The organism is Flavobacterium mesophilum (assembly GCF_039581405.1).
In the GTDB taxonomy this organism is placed as follows: Bacteria; Bacteroidota; Bacteroidia; order Flavobacteriales; family Flavobacteriaceae; genus Flavobacterium.
On the sequence record NZ_JBCPXZ010000008.1, the window covers coordinates 169,221 to 195,328 of the forward strand.

Below are 26,108 nucleotides of genomic sequence, written 5' to 3' on the forward strand. Positions count from 1 at the left end.
TTATAAAATTACGAAATTGATTGATCAAGACGAGTCTTTTTCTTTCGTTTCCAATACAATAAATATAAAATCGCCATAACTAATGCTAAAATATCAATTTTTAATATCAAAGGAATGCGCATGATTTGATCTTGGTAATAACTGCCTCCCAAGAGTGCTCCTAAACCAATACCTAATTCCATCGAAATATACATCGTTGCAATAGCTTTCCCTCTGTGCTCTGGCTGACTCAAATCAATTGTCCATGCATTTATGGCTGGTGATAAAATACCTGTCCCCATTCCGTAAATTCCCGCACCTACCAAAAGCATTGTTACATCTCTACCTTCGCTGATGGTATAAATTGCCAAAGATGTAATGACTAGTCCGACAAGCAACACATTCGTTCTTCCATATCGGTCTGAAACTTTTCCTGCGCCAAAACGCACGAGAACAGATGCAACGGTAAAAGCAGTAAAAAATACCCCTTTATTTTCTGTTCCAAGATGTTCACTCCAGTCGGGAATCAAGGTCAAAATCAATCCGTAAGCTGAGTAAGAAAAAAATGTAATGATACCCGCAGGAAGTGCTCCAACATCAATAATATCAGTGCGGCTCAGATAAAACATCGATTTATGAAGTTTCTCTTTTGTCTCTAAAGTTTCCTTCATATTAATCACGATCACAATCGATAGAAAAGCAAGAAACGATGAACTGTAAAACATAGCATCAATACCATAGGCATTTGCCACCATGCCCCCTAAAGCTGGTCCCAATGCACCGCCGATACTAAAACATAAACCATGCAAACCCAATCCTTCTCCCCAACGTTCCCTTGGAATAATATCTGCTACATAGGCAGATGTAGCCGTTGGCTTAAATCCAGTTGAGAAACCATGTACTAAGCGCAAAAAAAGAAAACCAGCAATCGAACTTAATACAGGATATAAAAAACCGCAAATCAAACAAACCACAGACCCAATCGCCATAACGGGAACACGTCCCCATTTATCAGTCAGTTTTCCACTAAAAGGGCGGGATATTCCAGCTGTAAGCGTAAATAACGAAATAATAAATCCCTTATATTCGGCTCCTCCCAAACTAGTAAGATAATTAGGAAGTTCTGGTATAATCATGTTGAAGCTGGAAGAAAACAGCAACGAACTCAAACATAATAAGATAAACTGTAAAGTATAGATTGACTTTTCCTTAGCAGGCATTTTATGGTTTTTAAATATTTTGCAAAGATAAATCTTTATTAAATATTAAAAACTACACTTATTCTTTAATCATGATATTGCGATACCAAACATTGTCTCCATGATCTTGCAAAGCGATTTTCCCTTTTTTGAATGTTCCGAAATCAGGCCAGCCAGCAAATTTACTTCCCGTAATCAATTTCTTGAAATTATCATCCCAAAGCATCGTTTCTACAACTATGACACCATTTAAAATCAAAGTCAGTTTTCCATTTTTGCTGATAATTTCAGCGGTATTCCATTCGCCAACAGGTTTTACAGGTTCAGATTTGCTTTGGATCAAATCATATAAATCACCTGAACGATGCTTCATTATTTTACCATCTGGATGGCCATCGTTGTCTAATACTTGCATTTCTAAGCCCGTACTGTATGTATTTTGATATATCACCGGATTTTCATTGACATAAAATATAATCCCGCTATTTGATTTTGGAGCCACTTTCCAATCTAACTTTAAATGAAAATTCGCAAATGCGGCATTGGTTACTAAATCTCCTCCTTCACCATTCTTGGCAGCTTGAGGATCAAAATGCAATACACCGTCTTCTACTTTCCATCCTGCTCCAGCTGTTTGTTTGCCGTAAGAATGCCAGCCTTTTGTTGTTTTCCCATCAAAAAGAGGTTTGAAACCTTTTTGTGCAAACATGATTTGTCCACATGATAAAATCAATATAGCAACTATAATTTTTCTCATATATTTTTTATTATCTCAAAACTTAACTGCAAAGCAAATCCTTATGCTTATTAAAAACAGCAATCTACAAAAAAGATCATCATCAAACACCGTTAAACTGATGAATGTTAATGGAAGAATATTCGTTGGAATATGTTTATTTTAAAAGTAGTTTTAATTCAATAGTAATTGTAGATCAATAAACTGTAACTGTATTATTAAGTTCTTTTTGATTTATAAACACGTTAATGAAATTTAAAACTTCATCAGCATTATTTGGTGAAGTTTCAAACGTATTGATATGAAATTCATCATCAAAATCGTTGATATGAATTATTTCTGTGTAGCCATTTGAAATTAAACTGCCTTTTAATCTAATCACATTTAGCTGCTGATGACCGTCCAGTTCTTTCCTTATCTGAAGTTTAATTGCTTTTCCCATTTCAAATATGATTAAATTAATTCCTGATAACTTGTAGCTAAAATTATTAAAATCAATTATACAATATCAAACTTTAACACATTGACAAATAATTACTTATAAACAAATGGTTTAAAACTCTTTATTTTTTCTTCAAAACCATATAAACTGAAAAGTTCGAGAACAGCCTTCCAAAAAATTTATAATCAAAAAAAGATGGTCTTCGACGATAAAACGAAACTGTTTCTTGAATAAGTTCAAATAATAGAATTTCCCAAAATTTCTATATAGCACCGATTTCGTTGTATAAATTAACGATATATCGTTATTAAAACAACAACAAAAAACACAAAACCCTTGCCAATAAAGGCTTTATGAATTAAGGCACATTAATTGGTTATTGCTTCGGCATTCTGGCACAAGTTATATAACAGGGTCTGCAAATCGAAATATCATACTAAAATTAAGAGCAATTTTTACTTCTTAATCTAGATTAATCGATAGACGTGTAAGACCATAATACATTTGCATCAGAAACATTATTAATCTAAAGATTACACATGTTTAATGTTAAAAAACAGAAACAAATAATCAATTTAAACAAATATTCAAATAATTATTAATCTAAAAATCAAAAATCATGAGCACATTTACAGTAAAAGACGGAACACAAATTTATTATAAAGATTGGGGAACTGGACAACCGATTGTTTTTCACCACGGTTGGCCTTTATCAAGCGATGATTGGGACGCACAAATGATGTTTTTTCTAAAGAAAGGATATAGAGTAATTGCACACGATCGTAGAGGTCATGGCCGTTCTAGCCAAACTTCTGAAGGAAACAACATGGATACTTACGCATCTGACATTGCTGAATTAACTGCAGCTCTTGATTTGAAAGATGCAATTCACGTTGGACATTCAACTGGAGGTGGTGAAGTAATTCGTTATGCCGCTAAATACGGAAAAGGACGTATTGCAAAAGCGGTAATCATTAGTGCTGTTCCACCAATTATGGTTCAAAGCGAATCAAATCCAGAAGGTGTTCCATTGTCAGTTTTTGACCAAATCAGAAATGGAACCGCTGCTAACAGAGCACAGTTTTTTTATGATTTTCCAATCGCTTTTTATGGATGGAATCGCGAAGGACAAACTGTTCAAGAAGGAATCAAACAAAACTGGTGGCGTCAAGGAATGATGGGATCTGTTTGGGCGCATCACGAAGGAATCAAAGCTTTCTCTGAAACTGATTTTAGAGAAGATCTTAAAAGTCTAGATATTCCAGTTCTTGTATTACATGGGGAAGACGACCAAATCGTTCCTTTTCATCAAGCACCAAAATCAGCTGCATTGTTGAAAAACGGAAAATTGATTTCTTACCCAGGTTTCTCACATGGTATGCCAACTATAAATGCTGAAACTATCAATAACGATATTCTGGATTTCATCAAATAATTCCAAACTAATCAAAACTGCCTGTTGGAACTTTTCAGGCAGTTTAAATTTCAATATATGAGTTTATTTCAACAACCCGCATTTGATACCGTTACCGAAGCTTTGCAATGGCTGAACCTACAAGGTTTTACAGAAAATTTCAATCTTGATTCCAATTGCATTCGATACAATAACAACACACAAAGCATGTCGCCAGACGAATTCAAAATTGAGTATTTATTTCGTTTTGAAGGCGATACGGATCCTGGAGATGAAGATATTGTGTACGGAATTAAATCTGAAATCTATAACCTAAAAGGTGTCCTAACCAGTGCATTCGGAATTTATGCTGATACTGTTTCTGCCGAAATGATAAAGAAACTGTCAACGCATCAATAATTCTTCTTAAACAAATTAAAAATTTGGCATTTAGCCAACCCAAAATAGTACTAATCATAAAATTACAATCTTATGAAACCATCAAGCAATTTATTAAACCCAACAAATCACGCTTTAGTATTAATCGATTTTGAAGGCCAAATGGCTTTTGCAGTAAGCAATATTCCAGTTAGTGAATTACGTACAAACGTGGCAATTATTTCTGGAGCATCAAAAATTTTCAATGTATCAACTGTTGTAACTACTGTTGCTGAAGAAAGCTTTTCTGGGCCAGTTTTCCCTGAAGTCGAAGAATTTTTCCCAATGGCAACTTCTGGATATATCGACAGAACGACGATGAATACTTGGGAAGATGAAAATGCATATAAAGCAATTGTTGCATTAAATAAGAAAAAAATCGTCCTAGCTGGACTTTGGACAAGTGTATGTATAGTAGGTCCAGCATTATCTGCAATTGAAGAAGGTTATGAAGTATATATCATTACTGATGCTTGTGGTGATGTCAGCAACGAATCGCACGAACGTTCTGTACAAAGAATGATACAAGCTGGTGCTATTCCAATCACTTCTATTCAATATTTATTAGAACTTCAAAGAGATTGGGCTCGTGAAGAAACTTATGGTCCAGTGACATCTTTAATGAAAAAATATGGTGGTTCATATGGTGTTGGAATTCAGTATGCTCACAAAATGTTGAAACACTAATCTAACAAACACCTTGAGAACATTAAAAATCCTATCCACAGCTCAACTCTAAAAAATTGAATTATGAAAGCAGATTTAATTTTATTTAATGGAAAAATTCATAGTTTCAATGCTGAAACACCAAATGTTACGGCCGTTGCAATTAAAGATGGAAAATTTATTGCCGTTGGAAATGACAGCGATATCTTGGCATTTGCTTCTGAAGAAACTAAAATAATTGACCTTCAAAATAAAAGAGTCGTTCCTGGAATCAACGATTCGCATATTCATCTTATTCGTGGAGGCTTGAATTATAATTTAGAATTGCGCTGGGATGGTGTTCCTTCTTTGGCAGATGCACTTCGTATGCTGAAAGAGCAAGTCGATCGCACTCCGAATCCGCAATGGGTTCGTGTCGTTGGCGGTTGGTCTGAATTTCAATTTGCTGAACGCAGAATGCCAACTTTGGAAGAAATTAATGCAATTGCGCCTGATACTCCAGTTTTTATTCTGCATTTGTATGATCGTGCCTTTATGAACAGAGCGGCTTTGAGAGCAGTTGGCTACAACAAAAATACGCCAGCGCCTCCGGGCGGTCATATTGAACGCGATTCAAATGGTGAACCAACTGGACTTATTATTGCGACACCAAATGCGATGATTTTGTACTCAACTTTGGCAAAGGGTCCGACACTTTCTTATGAACACCAAATCAATTCGACTCGTCATTATATGAAAGAATTGAATCGTTTCGGAATTACGAGTGTAATTGATGCTGGGGGCGGATTTCAGAATTTTCCAGACGATTACAAAGTCGTTAATGAATTGAATGAAAAGAAACAATTGACGGTTAGAATCGCTTATAATCTTTTCACTCAAAAACCAAAACACGAATTTGAAGATTTCTCCGATTGGATTGATACGGTAAAATTGTATCAAGGAAATGATATGTATCGCCACAACGGAGCTGGTGAAATGTTGGTTTTTTCTGCAGCTGATTTTGAAGATTTTCTGCAACCACGACCAGATCTTCCTGAAAATATGGAAGCCGAATTAGAAAAAGTGGTTCGTCTTTTAGTAGAAAATCGCTGGCCTTTCAGACTTCATGCAACATATAATGAAAGCATTACAAGATTTTTGAATGTTTTTGAAAAGATCAATAGAGACATTCCTTTCAACGGGCTTCCTTGGATTTTCGATCATGCCGAAACTATTGACGAAAGAAATATCGAACGTGTAAAAGCTTTAGGTGGAGGAATCGCGGTTCAAAGCAGAATGGCCTATCAAGGCGAATATTTCACTGATCGATACGGAGCAAAAGCAGCTGAAAATACACCGCCAATCAAAAAAATGCTTGAAATGGAAGTTCCTGTAGGCGCAGGTTCAGATGCTACACGTGTTAGCAGTTACAATCCGTGGGTTTCAATGTATTGGATGACAGCTGGAAAAACAGTTGGAGGTTTACAATTATACAATGAAACAAGATTGAGTAGACAAACGGCTTTAGAATTATATACGAGAGGAAGCGCTTGGTTTTCGCAAGAACAAGCCAAAAAAGGAGATATCAAAGTGGGAATGTTTGCTGATTTAACCGTTCTGGATCGTGATTATTTCACCATTGAAGACGAAGAAATCAAAAAAATCGAATCTGACTTGACAATTGTAGATGGAAAAATTGTTTATGCAAATGGAGATTTTTCGTCCTTCTCGCCTCCTCATATTCCAATTTTACCAGATTGGTCGCCAACGAACATTTACAACGGTTATCCTGTGAGAAGCAGTTTGCAAAGCGCAATTGAAAAAAATGCAAAAGCAGATGCGAAACCAAAACTAACGTCACAAATTCACAGTTGTAGTGGAAGTTGCGGTGTTCACGCGCATAATCATGATGCCGCCCGAATGAGTAATGTTCCAGTTAATAATTATCATGCATTTTGGGGTGCATTAGGTTGCTCCTGTTTTGCTTTTTAAATTTTAATGAAATGATTGAAATTATAAAACAAATCCTGTATTCTGATTTGGGATCATCATTCAATAATGGAGCGCTTTTGATTTTCAGAATTTTGCTTGCTATTGAATTGTTCAGAGTACACGGAATGAAGAAATTTAGAATTGAAAACGGCCAAAAAGAACATGTCCCTAATCCCTTGCACTTGCCTGAAAAACTAAATGGTTTGGTAGCGACATTTTCTGATACTATAATTCCGTTTTTCATCATGCTCGGACTCGGAACAAGATTGGCCGTTTTACCAACAATTGGCGTAACAGCAATTGGCTATTTTGTGGTTCATAAAAACGATTCGCTCGAAGTGCGCGACGTTCCTTATATGTACACGTTATCACTATTATTACTTCTTGCACTTGGTGCAGGAACTTATTCACTTGATTATTATTTATTAAACCAAATTTAAAATGAAAGCAAACATCGGAATTAAACAAGAAAGCATCGCAACAGTTGTAGATGTACTAATCAAAATTCTTGCGGATGAATTTGTACTTTATACAAAAACAAAAAGAGCACATTGGAATGTTGAAGGTCCAGACTTTTATAACAAACATATTTTCTTCGAACAACAATATGATGTCATTGACGAAATTGTAGATACAGTTGCTGAAAGAATCCGTTCTTTAGGGCATTACACGCCTGCAACATTAAAAGATTTTCTAGCGTTAACACATCTTACAGAAGAATTACAAGAGAAAAATGACAGCACTGGCTTCATCAAAGAATTGCTTCTAGACCATGAAAGCATCATCATTTTCTTGCGCGAAAATATCAACAGTATTGCAAATGAACTTCAAGATGCTGGAACAAGCGATTTCATTACAGGTCTTGTCGAAAATCACGAAAAAATGGCTTGGATGCTTCGTGCACATTTGAACTAAAAAATTATGGAACTACAACAAAAAAACATTTGGTACGTAACCCTGCTTCTAACAATGATTGCAGGGTATTGCGATACCGTGACTTTTGTCGCCGCCGATTCGATTTTTTCAGCACACGTTACAGGAAACTTTATTGTGTTTGCTTACCAAATCATCAAAGGGTATGACATTCATGCTTGGGTAAAATTATTAACGTTTCCCGTTTTTATTATGGCTGTAATGGCTGGTGGAAGAATCGCATTAAAAGCGACAAACCGTTATACTATTTTGTTTTGGGAAGGTGTAATCTTGGTTTTGAGTGGCATTGTATCGTATGTTTTTGGGTATTTGAATACTACTTCAGAATGGCCAATTTATTCTGTAGCTATGGCAACCGTATTTGCAATGGGACTTCAAAATGCTTTTGGAAAGCTTTACGCAAAAGAAACCCATGGACCTACAACCATGATGACCGGAAATGTAACTCAAGCTTCACTAGATTTAGGAAATTTGTTAAAAAACGGACTTAAAGATGTTGAAGTTTTATTAAGTTTTAAAAAGCAGCTAGTCACTATAATTGGTTTTTTGATTGGATGTTTTATGGGAGCAGTTGCTGGGAAGTTTTTCGGATTGGGGACCTTAATTCTTCCTGGAGCTGCAATGATTATCTGTTATTGGTATCATCGCAAAAGCTAGACAAACACTGAATTTTGGATTGCAGATTTCTGATAATATAGTATCTTTAAAAAATGAATTTCATCTCTCCTATTGTTGCCAAAAACCACATAAAACTTTTATGTGTGTTTTTTTTGTTTTTTGCAGTAAACTCAAAAGCTCAAACAGAATTAAAAAAGAATCCTAAAGAACTAAAAAACAGAATTGCTAAAGCAGAAGATGATCAACAGAAAGTTGATTTACTGTTACTTTTAAGTGCGTATTATTTAAACAAAGATCACGAATATAAAGCAGATCTCGATCAGGCCGAAAACACAAATTTTCAGGCAAAACAATTAAGTACGCGCTTAAACTATAAATCTGGAATTGGAAAATCAATTCTTCTTAGCGCTCAAATTAACAGAGAAAAAGGAGATTCGGAAAATGGTTTAAAAAAAGCAAAGGAGATTCTCACTTATTCTAAAAAGAATAATTTAACAGAATTACAAGCTGATGCTTATATAGAGCTTGCAATGTACGGCGAATCAATTGATGAGAGAATTAAATACAAGGAAATGGCAATTCCGCTTCTTTTAAAATCAGCGCCAAAAGTAAAGCAGGCTGGCGTTATAAAAGAGCTAGGCGAATTGTATTTAATGAATGAAGATCCCGAAAAAGGTATTGCACTGTTAAAAGAGTCAAATTTAATTTATAGATCTATACACTTTGCTCATTTACAAGGTGTTTATAATTTGCTATCTGAAGGTTATACGCAAACTGGCAATTGTGTAGAATCGCTAAAATATGCTCTTTTAGCAGAAAAAACAGCTTTGGCAGTGCGTGACAGTTCATTGCAAATAAGTTCCATCTACAATCACGTGGGAATGGCTTATTTCAATCTGAAACAAAAAGGACACGCAGAAAACTATTTCTACAAAGCATTACAAGTAGCTAAAAAACACAAGGATACCGAATATGTGAGGACAATTGGCGAAAACCTTTGCACGTTACTCGTTCTTAGAAAAAAAGAGAAAGATGCTCTTGTACTTTTGAAAGAAATGCAACAAAATTTTCCGTCTTCGAATATTGAAAGACAGATTAAAGAAAATATCCTTTTGCTGACGGTTTACAAAAAATTAAATAATCCTGAAAAGGCTAAAATATATTACAACAAACTGGTTGATTATTATGGTGAAAATGCCGAAAAAAGAAGCGACCATAAAATGCAAATTTTAAGTAGTTTTTCTAAATATCAATATTATGCAAAAAACTACGCTAAATTTTATCCACTCGCAAGCAAGTTAGATTCACTTGCTAAAACGACAGATAATAGTTTAGTACGATCTGAAAATTATCTTACTTGGTTTCAAGCTGATTCTTCAAGAGGAGATTATTTAAATGCCATAAAACATTATCAGCTTTACAAAAGTCTTTCTGATTCTGTTTTTAAAGGCGAAAAAAGCAACCAAATCAACAGTCTTCAAATTGAGTTTGAAACGGATAAAAAAGACAGAAATATTCAATTATTAACACAACAAGCTAAGGTACAGCAAATCCAAATTCAAAAGGACAACGTTGTAAAATATGTTTTTATTGGTAGTGTTTTGGTCTTAATTCTTATTCTGGGGCTTTTGTACAATAGTTTCAGAATTAAAAAGAAAAAAAACGAAGAACTCGAAATGCAACGTCAGCAGATCAACGAGCAAAACGAGCTGAACAAAAAAATGCTGGTAGAAAAAGAATGGCTTCTGAAAGAAATTCATCATCGTGTAAAAAACAACCTTCAGATTGTCATTAGTTTATTGAATACACAATCTGCTTATTTGGATAATGAAGACGCTTTAATCGCCATTCAAAATAGCCAGCACAGAATGCACGCCATGTCATTAATTCATCAAAAATTATATCAGTCTGATAATCTTTCAAATATCGATATGTCTTGGTATATTTATGAATTAATCAATTACATGAAAGAATGTTATGATACCGAAGGAAAAATCAATTTTGTTTTAGACATAAAAAATACGTGTCTTGACGTTGCACAAGCTGTGCCGTTGGGATTAATTATAAATGAAGCCATCAGCAATGCGATCAAATATGCTTTTCCATTAGACAGAAAAGGGGAAATTTTTATTTCCTTAAAAAACACCGAACAAAATGATTATCAGTTGATTATTTCAGACAATGGCGTTGGTCTTCCAGAAAATTTCAACTATGCCGAAAGAGATTCGCTTGGCATGAGTTTAATGACAGGCCTAAGCGCACAAATTGACGGAATTTTTGAAATGAAAAATGATAATGGATTAGAAATCAAGATCAAATTTACCAGAAATAACGAATTTGAAACTGTTGTTGAAGATTCTGAAATTACATCAATAACACAATGAAAGAAAAAATTTTAATTGTTGAAGATGAATTTATTGTAGCAAATGATTTAAAAATCATGTTGCAAAAAGCCGACTATCAAGTTGTGGGCATTGCATCTTCTGTAATTCAGGCCAGAAAGCTTATTGAAGAAAAGCAACCAGATTGGGTATTGCTCGACATTATGCTCAAAGGCGCTTTGACAGGAATAGATTTAGCTTGGGAACTTCGTCAAATAAATATGCCTTTCGTTTACATTTCTGCCAATACCAATCAAACGACGCTTGAAGCGGTGAAAGCAACAAATCCGTATGGTTTTCTGGTGAAGCCTTTTCGCGAGAAAGATTTAGTTGTAATGCTGGACATTGCAAAATATAAATATAATGAAGAAATCGGAGCTTTGGCTTCCAATCAAAACGAAATCGGAAATAACGAAATTTCAGAAATTATCGGCGAAAGCCCACTTTTACAAGATGTTATTGAGAAAATAAAACTCGTTGCACCAGCCGAAACTTCGGTTTTGATTTTGGGAGAAAGCGGTACAGGAAAAGAAAGAGTCGCTCATTCGATACACGAATTATCATCGCATAAATCAAATTCTATTGTGATCGTAAATTGTGCCACTTTAACGCAATCTTTAATCGAATCAGAACTTTTCGGACATGAAAAAGGCGCTTTTACTGGAGCAAATACTTTGCGAATTGGGAAGTTTGAACAAGCTGATAACAGTACCATTTTTCTAGATGAAATTGGAGAGCTTCCTTTAGATTCTCAGGTAAAATTATTGCGTGTATTGCAAGAAAAAGAAATTCAACGACTTGGAAGCAATAAAACCATTAAAATCAATGTTCGTATTGTAGCGGCAACCAATAGATCTTTAGAAAAAGAAGTTGCCGAAGGACGTTTTAGGCTTGATTTATATTATCGTTTGAATGTTTTTCCGATAGAATTGCCAACGCTGAAAGAAAGAAAAGAAGATATTGAAGCACTTGCAAATCATTTTCTGAAAAAATATGCCGCACTAGCACGAAAGAATGTTAAGAGTATAAGTCCGAATGCTTTAGAACAATTAAACAATTACGATTGGCCGGGAAACATTCGGGAATTAGAACATTTGATTGAAAGAAATGTATTGTTGGCTAAAACAAGTGAAATCGAAAAATTTGATCTTCCAATAAAAACTCCGGTTGCTGTTGAGCAAGTGGCAGGAAAAATAAAGTCAATGGAAGAAATGGAAAAAGAACACATTATGAATGCGCTTTTTTTGTGTGACGGAAAAGTTTCGGGTGTTGGTGGTGCAGCCGAATTATTAAAAATTCCACCTCAGACTTTATTTTCAAAAATGAAGAAATTAGGTATAAAACAAGGATATAATTAAATCACTTTGTGTGTTTTAACCGCAAAGTCCGCAAAGAAATTACGCAAAGTTCGCAAAGCTTTTATAAAACTCGGCGAACCTTGCGAAAACCTATCGCCTTTGCGGTTAAAGTTCACAAAGGATAAAAATCAAAAACATGGAAACAATAAAACTAGAATTAGACGAGAAAAAACACGGTGCTTTTAATCTTTATGTTGATGGCAAAAAATTAGGTGAAATGACAGTAAGCATCAAACCTGATTTATTGACGGTTTATCACACTGGAGTTGAGCCTGAAGCTGAAGGAAAAGGCTATGCAAAAAAACTTTTGGAAGAAATGGTATCCTACGTTCGTGCCAACAATTTGAAAGTTTTGCCACTTTGCCCGTATGTTCACGCGCAATTTAAAAGACATCCAGATGAATACGAAGATATTTGGAAGAAATAAATATTAGCAAAGTATTTTCAGCAAAGTTTGTCATTTCGACGTAAGGACAAATGACAAAACTGTTTAAAACTAAATTTATAATTCATAACTTATAACTCATAACTTTCAAAAATTATGAATACAGAAATATTAACCGACGGTGTACCTTTAAATGAGGCAAAAAAAGCATTAATCATGATTCACGGCCGTGGCGCTGGCGCTCATGATATTCTTTCGATTGCAAAACATCTTAGAGTTCAAGATTTTGCATTGGTTGCACCTCAGGCTGAAAACAGAACATGGTATCCTTATTCTTTTTTAGCGCCTCTTGATCAAAACGAACCTTCGTTTTCAAAATCATTAGAAGCCATTCATCAGGTTGTGGTGGCCATTCAGCAAAACGGGATTGAAAAAGAAAATATTTATTTTCTTGGTTTTTCGCAAGGTGCTTGTCTTGCATTGGAATTTACAACCCGAAATGCGGCAAAATATGGCGGAATCGTAGCCTTTACTGGCGGATTAATTGGCGATCAAGTTTATGAAAATCACTATTCAGGAAACTTTGAAAACACGCCAGTTTTTATTGGAACAAGCGATCCCGATTTTCACGTTCCGGTAGAAAGAGTAAATGACACTGAAGCACTTATGACAAAAATGGGAGCCGATGTGACTAAAAAAATCTATCCAAATATGGGACACACCATTAGTCAAGACGAAGTAGATTGTGCAAATGCATTGATATTCAATAAAAAATAATGATTACGATTACTCGAGTTTTCAGCGATGCCAACGGAGAAAGTCATTTTGAAGACTTCGAAGTTCCATTAAAAAACAATGGCGACATTGGCTTTTTATCAGATGATGAGCCTGTGAAATCTATCGTTTTTAGAGAAGTCAGTCCGTCTTATGATTACGATTTTCACAATGCCCCAGATCGGCAATATATCGTTTTATTGGAAGGCGGTGTGGAAATCGAAACGTCATTGGGCGAAAAAAGAACGTTTAATACGGGTTCAATTCTTTTGGTTGAAGATACTACAGGAAAAGGTCACAAAACCAAAAACATTGAACCCAAACTGAGAAAATCAATTTTTATAAAACTATAATAATTAGTCCAGGAAATGCTCTCTTTTAATTCCGATTTTTTGCATTCTGGAAGCAAGAGTTGTTGGCGGAAGTCCTAACAGTTTGGCTGCGCCGTTTGTGCCAGAAATTCTTCCGTTGCATTTTTTAATCACTTTTAAAATGTGCTCCTTCTCTACTTCCTGCAATGTTTTAGTATGAAATGTAGTTTCAGAAATACCTAATTCTGATTTAAAAATTTCAGGAAAAGTCATTTCTTTAATGACATCATCTTTAGCAAACAAAACATTTCGTTCAATTATATTTTCCAATTCGCGAACGTTTCCTTGCCAATGATTTGCCCTCATATTTTGGAGCACTTTTTTCGAAAAACCTTTTATCTTTTTGCCAATTTTATTGGAATGTTTTTCTAAGAAAAAATTCGCTAAAACCTCAATATCTTCTTGACGTTCGCGCAAGGCCGGCAACAGAATTGGGTAAACATGCAAACGATAATACAAATCGCTTCTAAACCTTTGCTCTAGAACTTCTTTTTCAAGCGATCTATTTGTTGCTGCGATTACTCGCGCATTCACTTTTATGCTTTTGTTTCCGCCAACACGTTCAATTTCTTTTTCTTGTAAAACACGCAAAAGCTTTCCTTGCAATTCTAAAGGCAACTCTCCTATTTCATCTAAAAAAATTGTGCTATTTTCAGCTTGTTCAAATTTGCCTATTCTTTGTTCTGTAGCTCCTGTAAAAGCGCCTTTTTCATGTCCGAATAATTCGCTTTCTATCAAATTTTCTGGAATCGACGCGCAATTTACCTTAATCATTTTGTTTTTAGAACCTGAAGACAAATAATGAATTGCGCTTGCAACTAATTCTTTTCCAGTTCCGGTTTCGCCAAAAATCAAAACGGTTGAGGGAGAAAATGCAACTTGCGAAATCAATCTATAAACCTTTTGCATGGCATCGCTGTTTCCAATAATTCCATGAAAACCTAGATTTTGTTCTCTACTTTTTACTTCCAGGTTTTGAGAAGCATTTCCTTTTAAAGTTGCTAATTCGCTTCGATTTCTTTCACATTCTTCCATCAAGCTAATATTTCGAATCGTAATCGAAAGTTGGATTGCAATTCCTCTTAAAATCCGATTCGATTCTTTGCTGAAAGTTTTGGCTTTTTTGAAGAAAAGAAAAAGCACATTTTGGTTTCCGTTATTATATGGAAGAGAAATTCCGATTCCGTCTTTAAAACCTTTTTTTTGAACAGCCTGAATATAATCTGGATGATTTTGATTTTCAGTCAAATTGAAAATAACCATTTCGGCAGAATTCAAACAACGATCAAAAAATCCATCATTCAAAACATAGTTTTTTGTTTCAGCAGTTTTATTCGAAAATTGATAAAAGATTTGATATTCGGTTTCCTCTTCATTTGAAGATGCCAAAATAAAATCATCAAATTGAAAATGTTTTTTTAAAACAGAATTTACAACATCATTAAATGCTGTTTTATTTGAAGCCTGAGAAAGTGAAGCTGAAATAGATAAAATGAGCATTTGTTCTTTTTCTCTTTCCTGCATTCGGTTTATTAGGATTGCAGTTTTATCTATCGGCTTTTCCATAATGGTTTTTCTGTGGTATTTCTTGGCGGTAAAAAAGTAAATTTAAGAAATAGTCTTCTTTAAATTACTATCGAATTTTCTAAATATACATTTTGCATTCCGTAAAATCACGATATATCGTTTAAGCCTAAAATCGACTTTCTTTAAAAAGACCTGAATAATAAGGCATTATCGCAAATGGAATGTTATTTGGTTATTATATGGAAATTTCAAAAATGCGCCACATTTCACTTCTTAATCTAGATTAATCGATGCAGAAGCATAACCGCCGTAAATTTGTATAAGAAAATCAAACAACAATTTAATATAAAAAATACCATGGAAAATAAAATTTTAGGCTTACACCATATTACTGCAATTGCAGGTGACGCTAAACGCAACTTTAACTTTTATTCAAATATTTTAGGATTGAGATTCATCAAAAAAACAGTGAATTTTGATGATCCAGGAACCTACCATTTTTACTTTGGTGACGAAGTAGGAAGCGCAGGAACAATTTTGACATTTTTCCCTTGGGGAGCAGGAATTCAGCAAGGAAGAAAAGGTTCTGGAATGGCAACTGAAATTGGTTATTCTGTTCCAAAAGGAAGCTTGGATTTTTGGCAAAAACGTTTTGAGCAATACAATGTAATTTACAATAAACCAGCAGAGAAATTCGGAGAAAAATATCTGACTTTCTTAGATCCAGACGGATTAAAATTAGAATTGATCGAATCAAAAACCGAAGACAACAGAAAAGCTTGGGAAACTGACGAAGTAAAAGCAGATGTAGCAACAAAAGGTTTTCACAACATTACATTGACTTTAAACGACATCAAACCAACTGCAGCTATATTAACAGAAATCTTTGGTTATAAATTGATTGACCAAGAAGTTAACCGCTACCGTTATGCAACTGATGCCGTTGAAAACGCTGCAATTGTAGATTTAGTGGAACTAGCTGATGAAAAACGCGGTTTGAATGCCAACGGAACTGTTCACCACGTAGCTTTCCGTGTTCAGAATGACGAAATCTTGATGAAATTCAGAGAAAAAATCGAGGCTTACGGATTGCAGATTACGCCGCAAATCGACAGACAATATTTCCACTCTCTATATTTCAGAGAACCAGGTGGAGTTTTGTTCGAAATCGCTACCGATAATCCTGGATTTACAGTAGATGAAAGCTTAGAAGAATTAGGTAAAAACTTAAAACTTCCAGCACAATACGAGTCTCAAAGAGAAGCGATTGAGGCACATTTGGTTAAAATAAATTAATTCGCTTACTAAACTGGGTTTATCCCGAATATCACAACTATTTTTTTGGAAAGGCCGTCCTTGAATTGGGACGGCTTTTTTGTTTTGTTAATTGAACGCATTTTGATTTGTAGTAAAACTTCTTATATTTACTTACGAATTATTGAATAGGGATAATTAGCTAATTTTTGGATGTGTTATTGCTACTTAATTGTGACAATATACTAGTTATCTGCAATTTAAAATCGACTATAAACATCATGTCTAAAATTAAAACTTATACATTACTAAATTTCCAATTTTTATTTGGATCCTTTTTAATCGTATTTCTAATTCTGTATTTCCCTGTTATGCTTTACGGTACAATAAAAGTATTATCCGGATTTTGGAATAATAATAAAACGGCAGGATATTTTGGGATATTGTTGTTGATTATTAATTCATATTTATTTTATTATTTCACTTTGGTGATTTATCAATATGTAAAATATTTTTGGCATGAAAAAAACACAAGAATTGAAATAGACTATGAAAATGAAATAATAACAATAGTTAAAAATTCTTGTCCAAGCGTTTTGAATTCTAAAAATCTAAAATCAATAGAGTTTCATTTATCAACAAAACATTATAAAAATCTATTACGTTATTTTGGATATACAAAACTCTTTTCGCAAGACGGCAAAGAATTTATTATAACAAATTTTCTGTTAGATTATACCTTAATAGAAAATATGTTTAATAGCGTAAAGAAAAATAAGAAATTAAATGAGATTATATATCTGCCATAAAAACTGCTGTTAATAGCTACTACAACAGATTTGGGCAATTGGCTTAATGGAAAAATGATTTTGTATTTGAATCAATTAGGCAAATCCGAAGAACAAGCTTAATTTAGTACCAAACCCGCAGTAGTACCAGAACGTTGTGCGTAATATTAAGATGAAGAACCCATATAGAAAATCATTAGATATTTTTTTTGAGACAATAACCGATTTTAAACATACCTCTAATCGAATTAATAAGGTATTGTTAAAAGATGTACAAATCTATACTGCAGAAGAATCTAAATATTTTGCAGGCACATCTTTAATTATTGGTGATTGGACAGGACCAACTGATAATGGATGGAAAATAAATTTTCATACAGGAATTCAAAAATCTACCTATAAAGAAAATTATGCTTCCGAAATTGAAAATGTTCTTTCTAGAGAATTTGGTTTAGCTTTTTCTCAATGTTATGAAGCTTTTGAATCGTTACTAAAAGATTTTATCTCTATAAAAATACAAAATGACTCAAATTTCCTATTGAAATTACCAACAAACAAAGATTATTCAAGAGAAAATCTAAAAGGTGGTGATGATCTTTTTAAATTAATAAAAAAGGCGGGGAATAAAAGATTTAAACAATATTCAAAAAGCAATAACAATAATTTTAGGTTTACCGAAACCTATAAAATATTTTCCGAAATAAGGCATTCTATTACGCACTCAAAAGGAAATTTAAAAAGCATTAAAATTCCTAAGGATAACTATTATAAAATTCTTTTTGAATACTTCCTACCTTTAAACAAGCTGGAAAACGAAATAATTCAGTTGAAATTTGACTATAAAACTCTTGACAATCTTTTAATATACTTAGCTGAATTTGGTTTTCAAATTTTTAAAATTTTAAGTGAAGAAGATAATTATGAATGGAAAATATAAAATACTGCACACAACAGCTACTACAACGGATTTGGGCAATAAGCTTAATAGAAAAATGTTTTTGTAGTTTGAACAATTTGCTTCGCCTGTTTGCTCTCTCTCGAGTGGCAAATCTAAAGAATGAGCTTAATTTAGTCCCAAACCCGCGATAGTATAAGAACATCATGTTCTATTTTAACACAGCTCCAAACACATAAAAGTTTCAAAAAATGAAAACATACTTCGTTGACTCTTTCACAAGAGAAAAATTTAAAGGAAACCCTGCGGCAGTTTGCTTTCCTGATACAGATTTAAAAGTTGAGACGATGCAAAAAATTGCAACAGAAATTGGTTTTTCTGAAACTGCATTTGTAAAACAAATCATCGACAATACTTATAGTATAAGATTTTTTACTCCAAAGATCGAAATTCCTTTGTGTGGGCATGCCACATTAGCTGCATCAAAAATTATTTTCGACACAACTTCAGCTGACAAAATAAAGTTTGTCAACTGTAACAACGTTGAACTTCTTATTGAAAAAGTAGATACTCAAATAAAAATGCAATTTCCTGTTTATGACACTGAAGAAATTGAGGTACCTAAACAAATGTTAGACGCACTTGGGATTTCTGAAATTGTAGATAAGAGATATAGCCCAAATAATAAGATCATTTTGCTTGAAATAAAAAGTGCTTCTGATTTAGCAAATTTGAAACCTGATTTCTCAGCGTTGATAAATTCATATACAGGAATAAACGGTGTTTTAGTAACCTCTATTTCAGACAGTGATAAGTTTGATTTTCATTATAGATATTTTTGGCCTTGGGCAGGAACTAATGAGGACCCAGTGACAGGAGGAATTCAAACATTCTTAACAAAGTATTGGGCAATAAAATTGAACAAAACAAAAATGAATGCATTCCAATCTTCATTAAGGACAGGAATTATGAGTACAGAGTTATTGCAAGACAAAGTTTGTATTTTTGGCGAAGCAGTAACAGTTTTAGAAGGGCAATTTATTTTATAAACATCGTTATCGACATTCGCTATCACTCGAGTGGAATAAATGTGTGGTGTCATTGGGAATTCTCTGAAATCTCATACTTTCTTTTCGAAATATTTTTTTAATTTACATTTATATAAAAGTCTGAAACATTTGTGTAGCAAAAATAAATCAGAAATCATAAGCGATGAAATTCATAATAATCATTTTAGTACTTTTTACATCTTGCCAAGCGCATAAAGAGCACTTGAAAAACCAAGAAACAAATTTACCAGAGTCCGAATCTGTAGAAGTAACGATCGTCGATGATAATGAAGCTTTTTCACATTCAGATAATAATGTTACAATGTCGGTTCCTCCTGAAAATCTTCGAGGGTTCAAAACTTATAAAAGCATTTCTGAAGCAATGAAATCACCAAAAGAAGTTTACATTTTAGATTTGTCTTCACAGTCTCTAACTAAAATACCAGAGGACGTTAAACTTTTCACCAACCTTAAGTCATTGGAGCTTGCATCCAATGATATTAAAGAAATGCCAGAGTGGATTTCAACGTTGGACAATTTAATTGAGTTAAACTTGATGTCAAATGAATTGTCCTCAATTCCTTCATCTTTTACAAAAATGAAAAATCTAACGCATTTAAATTTAGATTTAAATGAGATTACATCACTTCCTCAAGATTTTGGAAAACTTCAAAGTTTAGTAGTTTTTCGCTGTACAAATAACAAAATAAAGGAACTTCCAAATTCAATTGGAGACCTAAAAAATTTATATCATTTCGAAATCTCTAGCAATGAACTTACGTCATTACCAGCTACAATAGGTAATTGTTCTGGCTTGGTAAATTTAAGCTTCTCTTACAATAAGATTTCTGAATTACCAACTTCAATTGGAAATTTAAAAAAATTGACTTGGTTGTATTTCGATAAAAATTTGATTTCAACATTGCCCTCGAGTATTGTTGATTTAACAAGTTTGACCTACTTTGGTCTTGGGGGCAATAAAATAGAAGAACTCCCTGAAAATTTTAGCAACCTATCCCAATTATATGGCCTTGCTATGGACAACAACAACCTTAAAACTCTGCCCGAGTCATTTTTTACTATGAAATCTTTAGGTGATATTCATTTTAAAAACAACAAACTTAACAGTAAAATTAAAAATAGATTAAAGAGAAAGTTTAAAGGAATTCCGCTTTATTTATAAAATGAGACCGCAAAAGATATTTAACGGTATTTGCAGCTTAGTAATAGATTCTTGTTCTCATTTCTAAAAAAAAATTAACTTAACTGAAAACAAATAATTTCATAGCTCCAAATGATATCAAACTAAAAGACTAAATGAGCGAAATCATAACAATTAAAAACAAACAAAATTGGATTGTTGCCATCATACTTCCTTTTGCACTTTTCATTTTACTTTTTATAATAGTAATACTGTTGCCTATTAATTCAACAGAAAATACATACTTGCTTTCTATATTGCACTACTTTTACAACGTAGGTCCTTTTCTAGCATTTTTTATTCTCTTCCTTTACATTTGGTTATGGAATACTTTTGGCAGCGTAATTTTAGAAATTTCTCCAGAAAAAATAAAAGTCACCAATAAATATAAGCTTTTCAATAAACCTCAAGAGTTTCATCGATGTGAAATTGAGAAAATTTCCATTTTAGATTTGGGAATTGAAAAAACTAAATATTACACTCGGTTAAATTATTTATTTTCCAAGTCTTATTATTCCATCGTTATTCAAAAAGACGGTAAAATTATTCGAATAGTTGATTGGCTGAATCATGAACGCGCAAATAACATTTTGCAAAAAATGAATCAAAAAAAATAACACCATATAATGCACAACCTTTGCAAATGGAAATTAAACAAAAGCGTTCTCAGAAGTATTTCATACAAAACCTTGCGCAAATGTCTCTGACTTTACATAATTTCTTGTGCGATTTGTTTCTAAAAAAACATTCACAAATAATAAGATCTACAAATATATAAACCACAAATACAATATCTTGAAAGAAAAAAGAAACCAAAAGAAGACGAAAAAAAGAATACTAAAAACCAAAGAAAAAAAAATAGACCGAATACATTATATTCTTTTAATAGCTGCTTTAATTTTTTCTGTTTTAAATTATACGTTTTTTAAATCTAAAACCATTGGGCACGATATAAGATACAATATTTACATTTTCTGGTTGCCAATAATGATTGGATTAATCTTTTTTGGAATTTATAGACGTGATTTTTTAATTAGAAAGTACTCAAGTTTTAGTCAAACTTATACCAAAATATATGTGATTGGTTTTTATTTGATCCAAGGATTTTTTGTTTCGTATTTGAGTTTTGGGCAAATTGCAAGTATAACGTGGAATTATTTCAATAAAAAAGAAGCAGAAAAAAACAAAATCGAAATAATAAATTGCAACGTTACAGGTTTTTATACCAAAAAAAATCCTGACGTGTCTTTTCAATTTAAAAATAGAACCGAAGTTTTTGAAGTTAGTACTGAAATGAATCGGCAAAATTATAATCGTAATCCAAAAGATTATAAAGTAGAAATAATAGCACAAAAAGGCATTTGGAATTACTATATCGTAAAAAACTGGAAATTAAAAACCAGAACGAAAGATCAATAAAACAACTTCATATGAGAAAAATTGTATTCCTATTTCTTATAGTTTCTTCGATAAGCTGCAGAAAAGAAAATGTTGTAGAAAAACCAAATCCTAAAAACAGTTCTACGGAAAAAACTTCGAAAAAAATTGGTGATTATATATCTGATGATCAAGATTTTACTTGGTCAGCTAAACAAAGTGACACGGCCAAATATTGGGTAAGGGTAGTTTTCCAAAAAGAATTTGCAGTTTATCAATTTCATGGCCAATGCATTTATGATTTTTTTACAAATCATTATCATACTAAGGCCGACAAAATAGAACTCCTTTGGACTTATAAAAGTGATTGCTTACTTGATATGGAATTCTTAAAACAATCAAACGGTATTAAAGAGTATCCGAAAAACGGAGACAGTTTTTGTGAGTATACATTAGTGAATGATTCTGTTATAAAAGTGAATTATAAATTTCCACAATGGATAAAAAAGATAAACGAAACCCAAAAAGATTCTATTTTCCCACATTATCTATATCTTCAACATAAAGATAATCCATAATCGCCTTGGCATTTATAAGCAAAATAATATGTAACTTTAAGTTTCTAAAAATACTAAGCCATGCAAAAATTACAATTTAAAAAAGAAATAAATGCATCAGCTCAAAAAGTATATGAAACGATGCTGGGCTTAAAAGACAAAGCCACTTACGAATATTGGACAGCAACTTTCAACCCTACTTCTACTTATGAAGGGAGTTGGAACAAGGGAAGCAAAATCCTTTTTGTTGGAACAGATGAAAAAGGTAAAAAAGGTGGAATGGTATCGGAAATTGCAGAACATAAACCTGCTGATTTTGTTTCTATTCGTCATTACGGTTTTTTAGATGGAGATACTGAAGTAACCACAGGCGAGCAAGTCGAAAAATGGGCTGGCGGACATGAAAATTACAGCTTTCAAGAAAATAATGGCATTACAACCGTAATTGTCGAAATGGATGTTATTGATGACTATTTGGATTATTTCAATAGCATGTACCCAAAGGCAATGGATAAATTAAAAGAGATTTCGGAAAAGTAAAAAGATGTATGAAACTTCGTTTTGTATTTATGTTAATTCGATAAATTTAAACCATAAAAAAACTAACAATACAACCAACCTTTTGGCGATTTTTTGCCTCATAATAAATATAGAACTTGAGCAACAAATCGCAAAAACATCTTTAAATGAAAAAAATTATTTACATCACATTTTTATTTTTCAGCATTTTATCTTTTGGGCAAATTGGAGATCCTACTCCAATCTTAGATCTTGAATGGCCACCTCCACCTCCCGGAGATCAATGGGATTTTTCGATCAAACCCTATAAAAAAATTACAAAATTTGAAGGCAATAAGACTGTTGATGAATTTGATTCGATAGGCAGACCCATTTCAAGAAGCGTTTATTGGAATCATGCAACCATAAGTACAATTACAAAATACAAAGGTAATATGATTGTTGAGTTGACTCAAAAACAAATCTATAATCTTGATGAAACAGGAAAGAAACCAAACGCTGATATAATAACTACCACTAAACTAAATTTAAATGATAAAGGGAAAATTATTGATGGCGAAACTTTCCGTTTATCAAATGATGGAAGTTTAAAAATATCTGGTTATCAGTATTATGACAATAAAAACAGATTAGTTTTAATGAAAGATATTACTGGCGCATATGTTACAAATTTTTATTACTCAGGAAAAAATTTAATTCGAAAAGAAGAAATAAGTCAAATTGATCCAAGCAGGAAAGTCATTGTCGAAAGAATTTACAAATACAACAAGGATAACCAAATTGTTTTTTCTGAATCAGTTAGGAGTATTTTCAAAGACAATGTATTAACGGAGAAAAAATCTTCTGGTACTGTTGAACAGGAATATAAAAATAAACTTGTTGTCAAGAAAGTAATAAAATACATTTCAAAAACCATCGAGCGAACTTATGCTTATGATGATAATAAAAACGTAATTACTTTCATTGAAATCGAAAAAAACAATGATGATGGTATGATTACCTCTCAAACGAAACGAACAAAAAAATATGAAAACAATATTTTAGTATACTCGGATTTACAAGAAGGTTTAAGTACTCAAAAAGACGGCTTTAGTTTTACATACTATTTTCATTCCGATAATGATTCATTAGCAAAAACAGAAACTTCTGACGACCGAGGGAATTTAAAAACGGAATACACTTATAATAAATACAATCATTTAATTCAAACCTTGACTTCGTTTTCTAATAAATCGAGACCAAGTAAAGTCGTATATGAAATTGAATACTTTTAAAAAATGACCTATAAAAAGGTAATGCTGTATTTATTTTCATTGGCACATTTCTTGAAAAACAAGATTGATTATTAACTAATTAAATCTTTAAATCATGAAAATTACCTATTACGGACATTCGTGTTTTTCGGTTTATGCTAACGGAAAACATATTCTTTTTGATCCTTTTATTACGCCAAACGAATTAGCAAAAGATGTTGATGTTGACGCTATTAAAGCCGATTATATTTTCATTTCACATGCCCATTATGATCATATTCTGGATGTTGATCGAATTGCAAAAAACACAGGAGCAAAAGTCCTTGGCAATTTTGAAATCTACAATTGGCTTTTAAAAAACGGAATCGAAAACGCGCACCCAATAAATCCAGGTGGAAAATTTGATTTTGATTTCGGAACTGTAAAATGTGTGGTTGCACAGCATCCAAGCAGTTTCATAGACGGTTCTTATGGTGGTATCGCCTGTGGTTTTGTACTAACAACTTTTGATGGAAATTTCTATTACAGCGGTGATACAGCACTTACTTTAGATATGCAGTTAATTCCAAAATTCACTAAACTTGATTTTGCCGTTTTTCCAATTGGCGACGGACTCACAATGGGAATTGAAGAAGCAATTGAAGCTTCAAAACTTGTTGGCGTGACCAAAGTCTTAGGTGTTCATTATGATACTTTTGGTTTCATTGTTATGGATCATCAAAAAGCATTGGATGCATTCAAAAATGCAAATTTGAATCTTTATTTGCCAAAAATAAATACTTCAATAGACATTTAATTTAGAGCGTTTTTCTTTGTTATATTTCGCTAAAATTGGCTTTTTAGCGAAATATCATTTGTGATTATTTCTTGAAAAATCGATTTATAAAAAATGCTCAAAAAAATAGGTTGAATTTTTCCTCTCGCTCCTGATAGCTATCGGAATTGCAGATTTCCCAACACAAAGCATAAATTTACAACATAAAAAAAAGGAATAGTCGCTGAAACTATTCCTTTTAACACATAATATTATTTAAAGAATTTCAATCCTATGCGTGATTGAAATTCTAAATGTCTTATGTGTATTTTACAAAATTAATGATCTGTTTTGAAGTCAGTTCTGGGTATTGATGTTGTGGTGCATGTCCCGTTCCAGAATGAACTACCAATTGCGCATTGGTCATTTGATTTAAAAATGAATACCAATTTTCTACTGCGAAACTAATATCATGATCACCGCAAATAATCAGAATTGGCGTTTTCGTTTTTTTAATTTGTTCTCTAAAATTTAAAACATCTTCTCTAAAACCATCGCCACCACCAAAATACAATTGGAAAACATCCATCGTCGAAGGAATTTTTTCTACTTCAATTCTTTTATGAATTCTGTCATGTGAAGCTTTTGCCGCCAATCGGCTTGATTCAGATTTTGGTTCGAAAAATAGAACAATTTCGTCTTCAAAATCATTTAAAGGTTTCAAAGCCGCATCATAAAAAGCCTGCTCAATTGGAACCAAATTAGTTCCTGGCGGATTTGTACCAACTAAAACCGCATGCGTCACTAAATTAGGATATAATAACGTTACTGCTTGCGCTACTAAACCGCCGTATGACCATCCTAAAACCGCAATTGATTCTAATTTCAAAATATCGGCAAGGTCCTTAATATCTTTGGCAACAATTGTCAAATCGGGCGCTAAACTGCCTGTAGAAGAACCAATTCCAGAATAATCAAATACAATAACATTGAACTTTTTTGCCATCAATGCCACAAATAATGGATCCCAAGTATCAAGAGTTCCTCTAAAACGGTTTATAAAAAATATTGCTTTGCCTTTTCCATAAGAACGGTAAGCAATTTTACGATCGCCGGCATCGGCAAAACGTGTCTCTGCATCATAAATTTTTTTCATAATTATAATTTAAAGATTTGCTATAGTTTTTTTTGAATTCAGGCAGGCAAAGATTAAACCAAAACACAAAACACTTTAAAACAAGGCATTTACAATTCCTTCTGTTATCGGGAATTATGATATTTCAATAATTA

At 32.9% G+C, this 26,108-nt stretch carries 28 protein-coding genes; 23 read left to right on the plus strand and 5 right to left on the minus strand.

The annotated features are described in order from the left end of the window. Positions 1–8 precede the first annotated feature (8 nt). From AAYQ19_RS21100 to AAYQ19_RS21110, 3 genes are all read right to left on the minus strand, one after another. On the minus strand, positions 9–1,199 hold the full coding sequence (locus AAYQ19_RS21100) for an MFS transporter (protein ID WP_343539104.1): 1,191 nt from the start codon (positions 1,197–1,199) through the stop codon (positions 9–11). Positions 1,200–1,257: 58 nt separating this feature from the next. After that, on the minus strand, positions 1,258–1,935 hold the full coding sequence (locus AAYQ19_RS21105) for a 3-keto-disaccharide hydrolase (RefSeq protein ID WP_343539105.1): 678 nt from the start codon (positions 1,933–1,935) through the stop codon (positions 1,258–1,260). 175 nt (positions 1,936–2,110) lie between these two features. Continuing rightward, the gene (locus AAYQ19_RS21110) at positions 2,111–2,356 is read right to left on the minus strand and encodes a hypothetical protein (protein WP_343539106.1); all 246 of its coding nucleotides are present in this window, start codon (positions 2,354–2,356) and stop codon (positions 2,111–2,113) included. Between the two features lie 619 nt (positions 2,357–2,975). Between AAYQ19_RS21110 and AAYQ19_RS21115 the strand changes: the two genes are divergently transcribed. The 12 genes from AAYQ19_RS21115 (at position 2,976) to AAYQ19_RS21170 (ending at position 13,626) form a co-directional block, all read left to right on the plus strand. Beyond that, positions 2,976–3,791: an alpha/beta fold hydrolase gene (locus AAYQ19_RS21115; protein WP_343539107.1), complete on the plus strand. Its 816-nt coding sequence runs from the start codon at positions 2,976–2,978 to the stop codon at positions 3,789–3,791. Positions 3,792–3,848: 57 nt separating this feature from the next. Beyond that, the gene (locus tag AAYQ19_RS21120; protein ID WP_343539108.1) at positions 3,849–4,169 is read left to right on the plus strand and encodes a phosphoribosylpyrophosphate synthetase; all 321 of its coding nucleotides are present in this window, start codon (positions 3,849–3,851) and stop codon (positions 4,167–4,169) included. Positions 4,170–4,241: 72 nt separating this feature from the next. Beyond that, a complete protein-coding gene (locus AAYQ19_RS21125; protein ID WP_343539110.1) occupies positions 4,242–4,874 on the plus strand; it encodes a hydrolase in 633 nt (210 codons plus the stop codon). Between the two features lie 63 nt (positions 4,875–4,937). Then, positions 4,938–6,824, plus strand: a complete 1,887-nt coding sequence (locus AAYQ19_RS21130) for an amidohydrolase (protein ID WP_343539111.1) — start codon at positions 4,938–4,940, stop codon at positions 6,822–6,824. Positions 6,825–6,835: 11 nt separating this feature from the next. Further along, on the plus strand, positions 6,836–7,264 hold the full coding sequence (locus tag AAYQ19_RS21135; RefSeq protein WP_343539112.1) for a DoxX family protein: 429 nt from the start codon (positions 6,836–6,838) through the stop codon (positions 7,262–7,264). Between the two features lies 1 nt (position 7,265). Further along, a complete protein-coding gene (locus AAYQ19_RS21140; protein WP_343539114.1) occupies positions 7,266–7,739 on the plus strand; it encodes a Dps family protein in 474 nt (157 codons plus the stop codon). Between the two features lie 6 nt (positions 7,740–7,745). After that, positions 7,746–8,414 carry a YoaK family protein gene (locus AAYQ19_RS21145; protein WP_343539115.1) on the plus strand — a complete coding sequence of 223 codons (669 nt, stop codon included), beginning with the start codon at positions 7,746–7,748 and terminating at the stop codon, positions 8,412–8,414. Between the two features lie 53 nt (positions 8,415–8,467). Then, the gene (locus AAYQ19_RS21150; protein ID WP_343539116.1) at positions 8,468–10,759 is read left to right on the plus strand and encodes a histidine kinase dimerization/phosphoacceptor domain -containing protein; all 2,292 of its coding nucleotides are present in this window, start codon (positions 8,468–8,470) and stop codon (positions 10,757–10,759) included. After that, positions 10,756–12,114 (plus strand): sigma-54-dependent transcriptional regulator, encoded by a 1,359-nt coding sequence (locus tag AAYQ19_RS21155; protein ID WP_343539117.1) that lies wholly within the window; start codon positions 10,756–10,758, stop codon positions 12,112–12,114. Before AAYQ19_RS21150 ends, AAYQ19_RS21155 begins: the two co-directional genes overlap by 4 nt. Before the next feature lie 136 nt (positions 12,115–12,250). Continuing rightward, the gene (locus AAYQ19_RS21160) at positions 12,251–12,541 is read left to right on the plus strand and encodes a GNAT family N-acetyltransferase (RefSeq protein ID WP_343539119.1); all 291 of its coding nucleotides are present in this window, start codon (positions 12,251–12,253) and stop codon (positions 12,539–12,541) included. A 114-nt stretch (positions 12,542–12,655) separates the two neighbouring features. Further along, positions 12,656–13,276: an alpha/beta hydrolase gene (locus tag AAYQ19_RS21165; protein ID WP_343539120.1), complete on the plus strand. Its 621-nt coding sequence runs from the start codon at positions 12,656–12,658 to the stop codon at positions 13,274–13,276. Beyond that, entirely contained in the window at positions 13,276–13,626 is a 351-nt protein-coding gene (locus AAYQ19_RS21170) for a cupin domain-containing protein (RefSeq protein WP_343539121.1), read from the plus strand. Before AAYQ19_RS21165 ends, AAYQ19_RS21170 begins: the two co-directional genes overlap by 1 nt. Positions 13,627–13,629: 3 nt before the next feature. Here the strand turns inward: AAYQ19_RS21170 and AAYQ19_RS21175 are convergent, their stop codons facing one another. Beyond that, positions 13,630–15,210 (minus strand): sigma-54 interaction domain-containing protein, encoded by a 1,581-nt coding sequence (locus AAYQ19_RS21175; protein ID WP_343539122.1) that lies wholly within the window; start codon positions 15,208–15,210, stop codon positions 13,630–13,632. A gap of 318 nt (positions 15,211–15,528) precedes the next feature. On the opposite strand from AAYQ19_RS21175, the gene AAYQ19_RS21180 reads away from it, so the two are divergent. The 11 genes from AAYQ19_RS21180 to AAYQ19_RS21230 all read left to right on the plus strand — a co-directional run bounded on the left by AAYQ19_RS21180 (position 15,529) and on the right by AAYQ19_RS21230 (position 24,860). Continuing rightward, entirely contained in the window at positions 15,529–16,467 is a 939-nt protein-coding gene (locus AAYQ19_RS21180; protein ID WP_343539123.1) for a ring-cleaving dioxygenase, read from the plus strand. A gap of 239 nt (positions 16,468–16,706) precedes the next feature. Beyond that, complete coding sequence (locus AAYQ19_RS21185; RefSeq protein ID WP_343539124.1) at positions 16,707–17,234, plus strand: PH domain-containing protein; 528 nt, start codon at positions 16,707–16,709, stop codon at positions 17,232–17,234. 151 nt (positions 17,235–17,385) lie between these two features. Beyond that, positions 17,386–18,150, plus strand: coding sequence for a hypothetical protein (locus tag AAYQ19_RS21190; RefSeq protein ID WP_343539126.1), 765 nt, complete (start codon positions 17,386–17,388; stop codon positions 18,148–18,150). Between the two features lie 209 nt (positions 18,151–18,359). Continuing rightward, complete coding sequence (locus tag AAYQ19_RS21195; protein ID WP_343539128.1) at positions 18,360–19,157, plus strand: PhzF family protein; 798 nt, start codon at positions 18,360–18,362, stop codon at positions 19,155–19,157. 223 nt (positions 19,158–19,380) lie between these two features. Beyond that, a complete protein-coding gene (locus AAYQ19_RS21200; RefSeq protein ID WP_343539130.1) occupies positions 19,381–20,340 on the plus strand; it encodes a leucine-rich repeat domain-containing protein in 960 nt (319 codons plus the stop codon). A gap of 134 nt (positions 20,341–20,474) precedes the next feature. Then, positions 20,475–20,975 (plus strand): hypothetical protein, encoded by a 501-nt coding sequence (locus tag AAYQ19_RS21205; RefSeq protein WP_343539132.1) that lies wholly within the window; start codon positions 20,475–20,477, stop codon positions 20,973–20,975. A gap of 370 nt (positions 20,976–21,345) precedes the next feature. Beyond that, on the plus strand, positions 21,346–21,777 hold the full coding sequence (locus AAYQ19_RS21210) for a hypothetical protein (RefSeq protein WP_343539133.1): 432 nt from the start codon (positions 21,346–21,348) through the stop codon (positions 21,775–21,777). Between the two features lie 11 nt (positions 21,778–21,788). Beyond that, positions 21,789–22,313, plus strand: coding sequence for a hypothetical protein (locus tag AAYQ19_RS21215; RefSeq protein WP_343539135.1), 525 nt, complete (start codon positions 21,789–21,791; stop codon positions 22,311–22,313). A gap of 60 nt (positions 22,314–22,373) precedes the next feature. Next, the gene (locus AAYQ19_RS21220) at positions 22,374–22,832 is read left to right on the plus strand and encodes an SRPBCC domain-containing protein (RefSeq protein ID WP_343539136.1); all 459 of its coding nucleotides are present in this window, start codon (positions 22,374–22,376) and stop codon (positions 22,830–22,832) included. 146 nt (positions 22,833–22,978) lie between these two features. Next, positions 22,979–24,085 carry a hypothetical protein gene (locus AAYQ19_RS21225; protein ID WP_343539137.1) on the plus strand — a complete coding sequence of 369 codons (1,107 nt, stop codon included), beginning with the start codon at positions 22,979–22,981 and terminating at the stop codon, positions 24,083–24,085. A gap of 94 nt (positions 24,086–24,179) precedes the next feature. Further along, complete coding sequence (locus AAYQ19_RS21230; protein WP_343539138.1) at positions 24,180–24,860, plus strand: metal-dependent hydrolase; 681 nt, start codon at positions 24,180–24,182, stop codon at positions 24,858–24,860. Between the two features lie 277 nt (positions 24,861–25,137). Here AAYQ19_RS21230 and AAYQ19_RS21235 read toward each other — a convergent pair whose 3' ends face one another. Then, a complete protein-coding gene (locus AAYQ19_RS21235) occupies positions 25,138–25,974 on the minus strand; it encodes an alpha/beta fold hydrolase (protein WP_343539140.1) in 837 nt (278 codons plus the stop codon). Positions 25,975–26,108 lie beyond the last annotated feature (134 nt).

Excerpts from the sequence above, each read along its gene's own strand:
- AAYQ19_RS21100 (WP_343539104.1), bottom strand. The coding sequence starts at position 1,199 with ATGCCTGCTAAGGAAAAGTCAATCTATACTTTACAGTTTATCTTATTA.
- AAYQ19_RS21105 (WP_343539105.1), bottom strand. The coding sequence starts at position 1,935 with ATGAGAAAAATTATAGTTGCTATATTGATTTTATCATGTGGACAAATC.
- AAYQ19_RS21110 (WP_343539106.1), bottom strand. The coding sequence starts at position 2,356 with ATGGGAAAAGCAATTAAACTTCAGATAAGGAAAGAACTGGACGGTCAT.
- AAYQ19_RS21115 (WP_343539107.1), top strand. The coding sequence starts at position 2,976 with ATGAGCACATTTACAGTAAAAGACGGAACACAAATTTATTATAAAGAT.
- AAYQ19_RS21120 (WP_343539108.1), top strand. The coding sequence starts at position 3,849 with ATGAGTTTATTTCAACAACCCGCATTTGATACCGTTACCGAAGCTTTG.
- AAYQ19_RS21125 (WP_343539110.1), top strand. The coding sequence starts at position 4,242 with ATGAAACCATCAAGCAATTTATTAAACCCAACAAATCACGCTTTAGTA.
- AAYQ19_RS21130 (WP_343539111.1), top strand. The coding sequence starts at position 4,938 with ATGAAAGCAGATTTAATTTTATTTAATGGAAAAATTCATAGTTTCAAT.
- AAYQ19_RS21135 (WP_343539112.1), top strand. The coding sequence starts at position 6,836 with ATGATTGAAATTATAAAACAAATCCTGTATTCTGATTTGGGATCATCA.
- AAYQ19_RS21140 (WP_343539114.1), top strand. The coding sequence starts at position 7,266 with ATGAAAGCAAACATCGGAATTAAACAAGAAAGCATCGCAACAGTTGTA.
- AAYQ19_RS21145 (WP_343539115.1), top strand. The coding sequence starts at position 7,746 with ATGGAACTACAACAAAAAAACATTTGGTACGTAACCCTGCTTCTAACA.
- AAYQ19_RS21150 (WP_343539116.1), top strand. The coding sequence starts at position 8,468 with ATGAATTTCATCTCTCCTATTGTTGCCAAAAACCACATAAAACTTTTA.
- AAYQ19_RS21155 (WP_343539117.1), top strand. The coding sequence starts at position 10,756 with ATGAAAGAAAAAATTTTAATTGTTGAAGATGAATTTATTGTAGCAAAT.
- AAYQ19_RS21160 (WP_343539119.1), top strand. The coding sequence starts at position 12,251 with ATGGAAACAATAAAACTAGAATTAGACGAGAAAAAACACGGTGCTTTT.
- AAYQ19_RS21165 (WP_343539120.1), top strand. The coding sequence starts at position 12,656 with ATGAATACAGAAATATTAACCGACGGTGTACCTTTAAATGAGGCAAAA.
- AAYQ19_RS21170 (WP_343539121.1), top strand. The coding sequence starts at position 13,276 with ATGATTACGATTACTCGAGTTTTCAGCGATGCCAACGGAGAAAGTCAT.
- AAYQ19_RS21175 (WP_343539122.1), bottom strand. The coding sequence starts at position 15,210 with ATGGAAAAGCCGATAGATAAAACTGCAATCCTAATAAACCGAATGCAG.
- AAYQ19_RS21180 (WP_343539123.1), top strand. The coding sequence starts at position 15,529 with ATGGAAAATAAAATTTTAGGCTTACACCATATTACTGCAATTGCAGGT.
- AAYQ19_RS21185 (WP_343539124.1), top strand. The coding sequence starts at position 16,707 with ATGTCTAAAATTAAAACTTATACATTACTAAATTTCCAATTTTTATTT.
- AAYQ19_RS21190 (WP_343539126.1), top strand. The coding sequence starts at position 17,386 with ATGAAGAACCCATATAGAAAATCATTAGATATTTTTTTTGAGACAATA.
- AAYQ19_RS21195 (WP_343539128.1), top strand. The coding sequence starts at position 18,360 with ATGAAAACATACTTCGTTGACTCTTTCACAAGAGAAAAATTTAAAGGA.
- AAYQ19_RS21205 (WP_343539132.1), top strand. The coding sequence starts at position 20,475 with ATGAGCGAAATCATAACAATTAAAAACAAACAAAATTGGATTGTTGCC.
- AAYQ19_RS21210 (WP_343539133.1), top strand. The coding sequence starts at position 21,346 with ATGATTGGATTAATCTTTTTTGGAATTTATAGACGTGATTTTTTAATT.
- AAYQ19_RS21215 (WP_343539135.1), top strand. The coding sequence starts at position 21,789 with ATGAGAAAAATTGTATTCCTATTTCTTATAGTTTCTTCGATAAGCTGC.
- AAYQ19_RS21220 (WP_343539136.1), top strand. The coding sequence starts at position 22,374 with ATGCAAAAATTACAATTTAAAAAAGAAATAAATGCATCAGCTCAAAAA.
- AAYQ19_RS21225 (WP_343539137.1), top strand. The coding sequence starts at position 22,979 with ATGAAAAAAATTATTTACATCACATTTTTATTTTTCAGCATTTTATCT.
- AAYQ19_RS21230 (WP_343539138.1), top strand. The coding sequence starts at position 24,180 with ATGAAAATTACCTATTACGGACATTCGTGTTTTTCGGTTTATGCTAAC.
- AAYQ19_RS21235 (WP_343539140.1), bottom strand. The coding sequence starts at position 25,974 with ATGAAAAAAATTTATGATGCAGAGACACGTTTTGCCGATGCCGGCGAT.